Below are 8,917 nucleotides of genomic sequence, written 5' to 3' on the forward strand. Positions count from 1 at the left end.
CCATGATGAGATACTCAGGAGCCCATAATCATAAAAGACCACCATGGACATCCAAAATAAAAACCGAATCGAAGAACTCCGCAAACTCCTCCATTACCACAACTACCGCTATTACGTCCTGGATGATCCGGAGATCTCCGATGCCCAGTACGACCGGTTGCTTCGGGAACTGGAAGAATTAGAGGGCCAGCACCCCGAACTGATCACCCCGGATTCGCCTACCCAACGGGTGGGGGCTCAACCACTGAGCAAATTTCAGACCGTGGCCCATTCCATCCCCATGCTCAGTCTGGAGAATGGGTTCGATTTTGATGAAGTCCTGGAATTTGATCAGCGCATTAAGCGCTTTTTAAAAAGCGATCAGGAAATTAATTATACGGCCGAACCAAAAATCGACGGTCTGGCCATCGAACTGATTTATGAAGATGGGGTTCTGGTCCAATCTTCCACCCGGGGGGACGGATTTATGGGAGAAGACGTCACCCTCAATGTGCGGACCATCCACGCCATTCCGTTGAGACTCCTGGCCGCCAAGGTCCCTCCTCCGAACCGTCTGGAGGTGCGCGGCGAGGTCTACATGAAGCTCAAAGATTTCAAAGAATATAACCGCCGAAGAGAACAACAGGGAGAGGCCCCCTTTGCCAATCCGAGAAATGCCTCCGCCGGATCGCTACGCCAGTTGGACCCCAAGATAACCGCCCAGCGGCCGCTACATTTTTTTGCCTACGGCCTGGGATTGGTGACGGGGCAGACCTTTTCCAGCCAGTGGGAGGTCCTCCAAACCCTGCCGAACTGGGGGCTGCCTGTCAACCCCCATACCCGACGATTTCCGGGGATTAAGAAGTGTCTGGACTTTTGTGAAGAGATAGAGGCCCGTCGCCATACTTTGCCCTACGAAATTGACGGGGTGGTCCTTAAGGTCGACTCCCTTGTCCTTCAGGCGCGGTTAGGGATCAAATCAAGAAGTCCCCGTTGGGCTTTGGCTTATAAATTCCAGCCCTCTCAGGAAACAACCAGGATCTTAAACATCGATGTCCAGGTAGGCAGGACCGGGACCCTGACCCCGGTGGCCCACCTGGATCCGGTTATGGTCGGTGGGGTTGAGGTCAGCCGGGCCACCCTTCATAATCAGGATGAGATCGAACGGAAAGATGTCCGGATCGGAGACACCGTGGTCATCCAGCGGGCCGGGGAGGTCATACCGGAAGTGGTTAAAGTCATTACTTCGGTCCGTAAAGATCTGGAAAAACCCTTCTCCATGCCAACGCAGTGCCCCGTCTGCAACGCCCCGGTGATACGCCTGCCCGGTGAAGCGGCCCACCGTTGTTCCAATCCCAACTGCCCGGCCCAAATCAAAGAATCCATCCGGCATTTTGCCTCCAAAGGGGCCATGGACATTGAGGGGATGGGGGAAAAGTTAATCAACCAATTGGTGGATAAAGGCTTGATCCAGGATTATGGAGACCTCTATTATCTCTCAAAGGATATCCTGATATCCCTGGAGCGCCTGGCCGAAAAATCATCCGACAACCTGACCCAGGCCCTGGAAAGAAGCAAACAGACCACCCTGGGCAGATTCATCTATGCCCTGGGAATCCGCCATGTAGGAGATCATCTGTCCGGATTACTGGCCGGCTATTTCGGATCCTTGAAGGCATTGATGGATGTGACCGAAGAAGACCTGTTAACCGTTCGGGAGGTCGGTCCCCAGGTAGCCCGTAGTATCCGGGCCTTTTTTGATGCCCCGCAGAATAGAAAGGTAGTTGAAAAGATTCTGACGGCCGGGATAAAAATCAAAGAAGGAAAAACCGTCGGACCGAAGCCTCTAAATGGTCGAACCTTTGTTCTCACCGGCCGGTTAGAGGGGTTGACCCGGGATCAGGCCAAAGAAAGAATCGAGGCTTTAGGGGGAAAAACGGCCAGTCAGGTGAGCGGCAAAGTCGACTACCTGATTGTCGGGGAAGACCCCGGCTCCAAGCTTGATAAGGCCAGGGAATTAAGGATAGCCACCTTGACGGAAAAAGAATTTTTGCAATTGATAGAAAAAAGCGATTAATAAAAAAATAACGTTACAGGTTACAGGTTACGGGTTACGGGTTTAAAACCAACCTTGAACCCTGTCCCTTGCCCATAGCCTATCGCCTGAAAAAATTTTCATGATTCGTGGTGCCCCCTGGGGCAAGAGGGTATATCTATGGAAAACATTTCGGCCCAGGTGATTATTCACGGATGGGTTCAAGGGGTTTACTTCCGGGCTTATACCCGGGATCAAGCCCGACTGCTGGGTCTTACAGGCTGGGTTCGAAATCGCCGGGACGGGTCCGTGGAGGCTTATTTCGAGGGAACCAAAGAAAAAGTGGAAGGCATGGTCGCCTGGTGCCACCAGGGGTCCCCTTCTTCTCAAGTTGAACGCGTCGAGGTCCATTACGGACCGTATAGCGGGACCTTTGATTCGTTCCAGATCCGATACAATTAAAGATAAATTTTTAGCTTTTTCCTTCCCGTACAAACCTCTCCCCTTCTTCAAGGGCGGCAGTGTTGATGGGAATCATCTTGTGGTAGCGTTTATCCAGGGCCCGGGAAAAGGCCCTGACCACGGCTTCCTTTGTAAGGACCTTTGTTTCTTCGATAATGGCCCCCAGCATGGCCATATTGGCCAGCCGTTGATCCCCGGCTTTGGCGGCCAATTCAATGGTCGGGACCTGGATCATTTTGGTCTCCGGATAGTCCTCCTCCCGGGTTTCGATCAAAGAAGAATTGACAAAAAGCCAGCCGCCGGGCTTAACCATCGGCCCGAATCTTAAAAGAGAGGGTTTATTCATGACTACGGCCGTCACCGGGTGATGGATCACCGGAGAACCGATCTCCTGGTCGGATATGACGACTGTGCAATTGGCTGTTCCGCCACGCATTTCCACTCCATAAACAGGCATGTAAGTAACATAACGGCCTTCTTCCATGGCCCCATAAGTCAGGAGGTTTCCGATCAACAGGACACCCTGCCCTCCAAAACCGGCTACAATTACGTCAAAGTACATTAAAACAGCTCCTTCTGCCAAACTTTTAATTCTTTAAAATCTTTCTTGGGTTTCTCGCTGACCGCTGATAGCTGATCGCTTATTCGCTGTCTTTATATATCCCCAAGGGGAAATAGGGGATCATTTCGTCCTGAACCCGCTGATTGGCCTTTTCCGGGGTCATCTTCCAGTTGGTGGGGCAACTGGAAAGAAATTCCACAAAGGAAAAACCCTGGTTCTGAATCTGGACCTCAAAGGCCTTTTTCAATACTTTCTTAGCCTGCATCAAATTCTTCGGGGTATTGACGGCCACCCGGGCGGAAAAGGTCGTCCCTCCCAACATGGTCATTAGTTCAGCCATCCGGATCGGATACCCTTCCCGGTGGAAATCCCTTCCAAAAGGGGAGGTGGTCGTGGTCTGGCCCAACATGGTGGTCGGAGCCATCTGACCTCCGGTCATACCATAAACCGTATTGTTAACGAAGATAATGGTAATATTTTCCCCGCGGTTGGCGGCGTGGAGTCCTTCGGCAATACCAAGGGCGGCCAGATCCCCATCCCCCTGATAGGTAAAAACAAAATTTTCCGGTCTGGCCCTTTTGATCCCCGTAGCCACGGCCGCAGCCCGTCCATGGGGGGACTCACAGACATCCACGTCAAAATAATCGTACATAAAGACCGAACAACCGACCGAAGCGGCGCAGATGGTCTTCTCCTGAAGGTCATAGAGGTCAATACATTCGGCCACCAGACGATGAATGACCCCATGATGACAGCCCGGGCAAAAATGAAAAGGCACATCTTTTAGACTCTTGGGACGTTTAAATACTTGTTTCATACTGCTCACCGATATACTTTCTTAATCTCTTCAAACAATTCATTTGGAGTGGGAATCGACCCGGGCGGCCGGCCGTAAAAATCCACCTGGGCCCCTTTGTCTACCGACAATTTCACATCTTCGACCATCTGTCCGGTATTGAGTTCCACCACAAAGAAGTGCTGAATTTTTGTTGATAATTGCCTGAGGGGTTCTTCGGGATAAGGGTACAGGGTGATGGGGCGGAAGAGCCCGACCTTCATCCCCTGCTCCCGGGCCATGTTAATGGAAGATTTAATAATACGGGCCACGGAGCCGAAAGAGACCACGACCAGATCGGCATCTTCGACCAGATAGGTCTGGTATTCGATCTCGGCCTTCATCTGCTGATACTTTTGAAACAATTTCCAGTTATGTTTGGTCAGATCCCCTTCGTTCAGATAAAGGCTTTTTAAAAAACGGGATTTACGGCCTTTGGCCCCGGTCAAGGTCCAGGGTTTATCAAATTCCCGGGGTTCATAGGGGTGAAGGGTCACCGGCTCCTTCATCTGCCCTAAGAGGGCATCCCCTAAAACCAATACGGGATTGCGATATTTGTCGGACAGATCAAAGGCCTTCATCGTCAGATCGTAATTTTCCTGAACGGAAAAAGGGGCCAGGACGATAACCCGGTAATCCCCATGTCCCCCTCCCCGGGTGGCCTGGAAATAATCCCCTTGAGAGGGAGAAATGCCCCCTAATCCAGGGCCGCTGCGGCTCATATTGACGATCACACCCGGGATCTCGGATCCGGCCATATAGGAAATCCCTTCCTGTTTCAGGGAGATCCCGGGGCTGGAAGAAGAGGTCATGGCCCTGGCCCCGGTGGCCCCGGCACCCAGGAGCATGTTGATGGAGGCGATTTCACTTTCGGCCTGGATAAAAGTCCCTCCAACAGCCGGCAAATGCCTGGATAAATATTCCGGGATTTCATTCTGAGGGGTGATGGGATATCCGAAATAATATTTGCAGTTGGCGGCCATGGCCCCCCTGGCGATTGATTCGTTTCCGTTTATCAGTTCGATATTTGGTTTTGACATAAAAACTCCTATGAAAAAGTGCTCAAGGCTGAAAGCTCAGCTTTGAGCTTTCAGCTTCCTCTTTCCAGACCTCAATCACGATATCAGGGCACATTTCCGCACAAAGGGCACATCCGGTACAAGACGCCTCCTCAGTCATACAGGCCACGGTAAAGCCCTGATTATTAATTTTATCGCTGATGACAATACTTTTTTTCGGGCAGGCCAGGACACAAAGTCCACAGCCCTTACACCGTTCTTCTTCAAAAGCTACCTTTGGCATATCAAGTTCCTATTGTTATCTTGTTTTATTTTTTGCAGAGAGCGGTCCGCTAAGAACAGCCGCCTGTCAACCTTTTTCCGCGGCCATGAAGGCCTCCAGGGATTTCAAGTCTTCCACATTATAAGACCGGTACTCATAATCCCTGGGCAGACATTTTCGAACCAACCCGAGGAGGACCTTCTTGGGACCTACTTCCACAAAGCGGGATACCCCGTGGGCCATCAGATTCCCGACCAATTCCACCCAACGGACCGATTGGCCGATCTGACTCCCCATGATTTCTTTTATCCTTATCGGATCCGTTTCCGCTTTTCCGGTCACATTGAAGAAAATAGTCCTTCGAGGGGGATTAAATTCCACCGGAGCCAGGGTCTCCTTGAAGGCCTCCATGGCCTCCTGCATCAAAGGGCTGTGCCAGGCCCCGCTGACCGCCAGGGGAATTGCTTTGCCGCCGCTCTGGGTCGCTTGTTGAGAGGCTTTTTCAACCAATTCCCTGGTCCCGGAGATAACGGTTTGCTCCGGCGTATTATAATTGGCCGCCCCGATGGCCCCTTCCCCGGCCAATTCGGAAAGGATTGCCCCTAATTTTTCAGGGGCCAAACCCATAATGGCCGCCATGGCCCCGGATTTTTTTTGAGCCGCTTGGTCCATCAAAGCCCCCCGGGCCTTCACCAGCCTGAAGGTATCCTCCAGACCGATCACGCCGGCGGCATAAAGGGCCGAATATTCCCCCAGACTATGACCAGCCGTAACCACCGGAATCACCCCCTGCTCCTCCAAACAGCTTAATACCGTCAGATTGACCGCAGTGATGGCCGGCTGCAAGTTGGCGGTCAACGTCAAACGGTCCATGGGACCGTTAAAACAAAGTTCTTTCAAGGGCAGCCCGGTGATCTCTTCGGCTATTTCAAAAATTTTACGGGCCTTTGGATATTGATCGTATATTTCTTTCCCCATTCCAACATATTGGGAACCTTGTCCTGGAAATAAAAAGGCCTTGAGGCTCATAGAGGTCTTCTCCTGAAAATTTTGCTTATATATAAGGCGAAAATCATTACAATTCAAGAAAAAACCGTCAGGGATGATTGACTTTTTTAAAACTTTGGTCTATGTTTCGAGTAAAAAGGGAGAAACTTCGATTAAAAACCAGGATTAACAGGAGACATCGAGGGGAAAACCATGCCAGCTCCGGTCAAAAAAGAACGCTTATATTCTCAGCGTGAGATTCAAAAAAGGGTTAAAGAATTGGCCCGAACCATTTCTGAAGATTACCGGAAAGAGGATCTTATCCTGATCGGCGTCTTGAAAGGGGCCTTTGTATTCCTGTCCGATCTGGCCAGAAATCTTTCCATTCCTGTCAAATTGGATTTTGTCCGATTGGCCAGTTACGGCAGTCAAAGTCAAAGCCAGGGGGAAATCCGGCTCACTAAATCTATTGAAATCCCCATTAAAGACAAACACGTCCTGGTGGTCGAAGACATCGTAGACAGCGGATTGACCTTGAAATTCTTATTGGAATTCCTGAAAAAAGAAAACCCTCAATCGGTCCGTATTTGTGCCTTAATCGACAAAAGCGAACGACGGGAAGTCCAGGTCCCTGTCGATTATATAGGATTTTCAATCCCCAAAGGGTTTATTGTGGGCTACGGGCTGGATTTTGATGAACAATATCGTCACCTCCCCGGGCTCTATCACTTGCATTTTTAATAATCGGCATTTTTAACATTGTAAGGAGGCCCCTTGATCATCCATTGTGAACAGTGTACCACCACCTATCACTTAGATGAGAAACTTCTCGAACCTTTTGGTTCCAAGGTTCGATGCACCCGCTGCGGCCATATTTTCTGGGCTGAACCCCCCTCTTTTTCGGATGCCCAACCTTTTTCGGATACCCGGCCTTTTTCGGAATCGCTTTCCAAACCCGAACCGGCACTGATCCTGGATGAAGAGGAGGAAGCGGCCCTTCAAATACGGCCTCCCCGAAAGGCCCTTCGGGTTTTGGGTATCATTATATTACTCGCCCTGCTGGCCTTGGCCGCCCGTTTTTTATATGTCCAGTACCTCCACCCTAACTGGGATTTCAAAGATGTCTTTTCGAACGTCTTTTTCCTCCCCGTTGACCCGGAGGGAAACCAGAAAATAAGTCTGATCAATATAAAGAAATATTTTAAAGAAAATCCGAAAATAGGCCGATTTTTTATTATCGAAGGCGAGATCAAAAACGGCTATCCGGACCCTCGCCGGAAGATCAAGATCCGGGGCTCTTTAAGGACGGCGGAAAATCGAGTGGCGGTCAGTCGTGAGATTTATTCCGGCTGGACCTTTACCGCTGAGGAATTGGATAGCCTGTCCTTAGAAGAAATAAACAAACTCATTTTGACCCAGACGGAAAGGTTTTCTCCCAATCTGCAGATTCTTCCCGGAAAAAGCCTCCCTTTTATGATCCTTTTTCCGCCTTTGCCTCCAGGTTCAACCCAGGTCTCCATTGAGGTGGTAAGCTCTCAAAAGGCCCAGTCACCCTCAACTCCTTAAGTCTGTCAGGGGTTAAATGGGATTTACACGCCGCTTTATTCTCGATATTTTCATCTTTTTTTTAATTCTCACCGGGGGCTGCATCGGATACACCGTCATCGAAGGATGGGATGGCCTGGATGCCCTCTATATGACGGTTATTACTCTGACAACCGTCGGTTTTCAGGAAATCCATCCTTTAAGTCGGGCAGGAAAAATATTCACCATGTTCCTGATCATTTCCGGGGTGGGTTTCTTTTTTTATTTTTTGGGCAACATAACCGGAATGGTCGTCAAAGGGACCTTGAAAGATGTATTCGGGAGGAGAAAGTTGGAAAAGGAAATCAGCCATATTCAAGGGCATTATATGGTCTGCGGTTTCGGCCGCATCGGCCGGACCGTAACCCAACTCCTGAAGGAAAAACCGATGGAGGTGGTGGTAATCGAAAAGGACCCCCAGTACATTCCTCTTTTTCAAGAAAAAAAATTATTATATGTCTTGGGGGAAGCCACCCTGGAGGAAAATCTGCTCAAGGCCGGAATCAAAAGGGCAAAAGGACTGGTGGCAGCGGCCTCTTCGGATGCCGACAATGTTTATATCACCCTGACGGCCCGCGGTTTAAACCCCGATTTATTTATCCTGGCCCGGGCTGCCGAAGAATCTTCGATGCTCAAATTGACCCGGGCCGGGGCCGATAAGGTCATCTCGCCTTATGATATAGGGGCCCGTAGAATGGCCAACACGATCCTGCGTCCCACGGTTATCGACTTTATTGAACTGGCGGTACACAATCGTAATCTGGATTTACAGATGGAAGAATTGATCGTTGGAAAAAATTCTGAAATCAAAGAGGCCACCCTGATGGAATCGGCCATCCGTAAAGACTATGACCTGATCGTGGTGGCCATCAAGAAAAAAACCGGTGAAATGATCTTTAATCCTTCTTCCCAGGCCAAAATCCAGGAGGGAGACACCCTGGTGGCCCTGGGAGACCGGAACAATCTGAACCGGTTGGAAAAGAAATTAGGGCTTCGGGGATAAAAACAAAAAGTACAGGCAGTATCAGTTTTTGAAAAACAAATTTCACCGCAGAGCCGCAAAGGGCGCAAAGAAGGAATAAATTTTCCTTTCTGTTGAGAGGACAGAAAGGAAAAAGCTTTCGCAACCCTCCGGGGTGTAGGCCCCTCCGGGACGGGGTCCAGAGATGTTTTGTTCAATCCCGCCTCTCAC

10 protein-coding genes are annotated in these 8,917 nt (G+C 50.1%); 5 read left to right on the forward strand and 5 right to left on the reverse strand.

Annotated features, from left to right (window positions below):
- The first annotated feature begins 43 nt into the window (after positions 1-43).
- Positions 44-2,056 (forward strand): NAD-dependent DNA ligase LigA, encoded by a 2,013-nt coding sequence (ligA, locus tag HY879_01905; GenBank protein ID MBI5602087.1) that lies wholly within the window; start codon positions 44-46, stop codon positions 2,054-2,056.
- A gap of 138 nt (positions 2,057-2,194) precedes the next feature.
- A complete protein-coding gene (locus HY879_01910; protein ID MBI5602088.1) occupies positions 2,195-2,476 on the forward strand; it encodes an acylphosphatase in 282 nt (93 codons plus the stop codon).
- 10 nt (positions 2,477-2,486) lie between these two features.
- Here the strand turns inward: HY879_01910 and HY879_01915 are convergent, their stop codons facing one another.
- From HY879_01915 to fabD, 5 genes are all read right to left on the reverse strand, one after another.
- Positions 2,487-3,038 carry a 2-oxoacid:acceptor oxidoreductase family protein gene (locus HY879_01915; GenBank protein ID MBI5602089.1) on the reverse strand — a complete coding sequence of 184 codons (552 nt, stop codon included), beginning with the start codon at positions 3,036-3,038 and terminating at the stop codon, positions 2,487-2,489.
- A 79-nt stretch (positions 3,039-3,117) separates the two neighbouring features.
- On the reverse strand, positions 3,118-3,855 hold the full coding sequence (locus tag HY879_01920; protein MBI5602090.1) for a 2-oxoglutarate oxidoreductase: 738 nt from the start codon (positions 3,853-3,855) through the stop codon (positions 3,118-3,120).
- A 5-nt stretch (positions 3,856-3,860) separates the two neighbouring features.
- Complete coding sequence (locus HY879_01925; protein MBI5602091.1) at positions 3,861-4,913, reverse strand: 3-methyl-2-oxobutanoate dehydrogenase subunit VorB; 1,053 nt, start codon at positions 4,911-4,913, stop codon at positions 3,861-3,863.
- Between the two features lie 22 nt (positions 4,914-4,935).
- Complete coding sequence (locus tag HY879_01930) at positions 4,936-5,175, reverse strand: 4Fe-4S binding protein (GenBank protein MBI5602092.1); 240 nt, start codon at positions 5,173-5,175, stop codon at positions 4,936-4,938.
- Between the two features lie 66 nt (positions 5,176-5,241).
- Positions 5,242-6,183, reverse strand: a complete 942-nt coding sequence (gene fabD, locus HY879_01935) for an ACP S-malonyltransferase (GenBank protein MBI5602093.1) — start codon at positions 6,181-6,183, stop codon at positions 5,242-5,244.
- A gap of 171 nt (positions 6,184-6,354) precedes the next feature.
- Here fabD and hpt point away from each other — a divergent pair, with 171 nt between their 5' ends.
- Genes hpt through HY879_01950 form a run of 3 tightly spaced genes read left to right on the forward strand, consistent with a single transcriptional unit; the run spans position 6,355 to position 8,728 of the window.
- A complete protein-coding gene (gene hpt, locus HY879_01940) occupies positions 6,355-6,882 on the forward strand; it encodes a hypoxanthine phosphoribosyltransferase (GenBank protein ID MBI5602094.1) in 528 nt (175 codons plus the stop codon).
- Between the two features lie 33 nt (positions 6,883-6,915).
- Positions 6,916-7,707: a zinc-ribbon domain-containing protein gene (locus HY879_01945; protein ID MBI5602095.1), complete on the forward strand. Its 792-nt coding sequence runs from the start codon at positions 6,916-6,918 to the stop codon at positions 7,705-7,707.
- 16 nt (positions 7,708-7,723) lie between these two features.
- Complete coding sequence (locus HY879_01950) at positions 7,724-8,728, forward strand: potassium channel protein (GenBank protein ID MBI5602096.1); 1,005 nt, start codon at positions 7,724-7,726, stop codon at positions 8,726-8,728.
- The last annotated feature ends 189 nt before the right edge of the window (positions 8,729-8,917 follow it).

Source organism: Deltaproteobacteria bacterium (assembly GCA_016219225.1).
Taxonomy (GTDB): domain Bacteria; phylum Desulfobacterota; class RBG-13-43-22; order RBG-13-43-22; family RBG-13-43-22; genus RBG-13-43-22.